1 protein-coding gene is annotated in these 971 nt (G+C 33.8%); it reads left to right on the plus strand.

Annotation, left to right across the window (positions count from 1 at the left end; translation table 11 throughout):
* Nucleotides 1-971, plus strand: a 971-nt coding sequence (locus GM111_RS08040; RefSeq protein WP_156300577.1) for an ABC transporter ATP-binding protein, incomplete at both ends; no start/stop codon positions are given.

The raw sequence follows: 971 nt of genomic DNA on the forward strand, positions 1-971 counted from the left end.
AATGGATTTAAAGCAGTACATGGAATAAACCTAGAAATAAAAGATGGAGAATTCATGGTATTTGTAGGACCATCAGGATGTGCAAAATCAACAACACTAAGAATGATAGCAGGATTAGAAGACATAACAGGAGGAGAAGTATATATAGGAGATACATTAGTAAATGATGTACCACCAAAAGATAGAGGAATAGCAATGGTGTTCCAAAACTATGCCCTATACCCACATATGACAGTATATGAGAATATGGCATTTGGATTAAAGTTAAAGAAGACACCAAAAGAAGAAATAGATAGAAGAGTAAAAGAAGCAGCAGAGAAGTTAGAGATAACAGAGTTACTTGATAGAAAACCAAAAGAAATGTCAGGAGGACAAAGACAAAGGGTGGCCTTAGGACGTGCAATAGTAAGAGAACCAAAAGTATTCTTATTTGACGAACCATTATCAAACTTGGATGCTAAATTAAGGGTATCAATGCGTGTAAGAATAACACAATTACACCAAGAGTTAAAGACAACAATGATATATGTAACACATGACCAAGTAGAAGCTATGACAATGGGAGATAGAATAACAGTATTAAAACTAGGAAGAATAATGCAAGTAGATACACCACTTAACTTATATCATAAACCGGCAAACAAATTCGTAGCAGGGTTTATAGGATCACCAACAATGAACTTATTAGAGGGAGAATTAGTAAAACAAGGAGAAGCGACATTTATTAATTTAAATGGAGCATTAATAGAATTACATCCAAGTAAGGCAGAGAAGGTACAAGGATATGTAGGTAAGAAGGTAATATTTGGAATAAGACCGGAGAATATAGTAACGACAAAAGAAGAAAATAGTTATACACAGGTAGGAGAAGTATCGGTAGTAGAACAAATGGGAAATGAAGAATATATCTACTTTAAACTAGCAGGATTACAAATGACATGTAGAATGAATGTAGATGGAATAAGTGATAC

Origin of the sequence: Streptobacillus canis, assembly GCF_009733925.1 — a bacterium.
Taxonomy (GTDB): Bacteria; Fusobacteriota; Fusobacteriia; order Fusobacteriales; family Leptotrichiaceae; genus Streptobacillus; species Streptobacillus canis.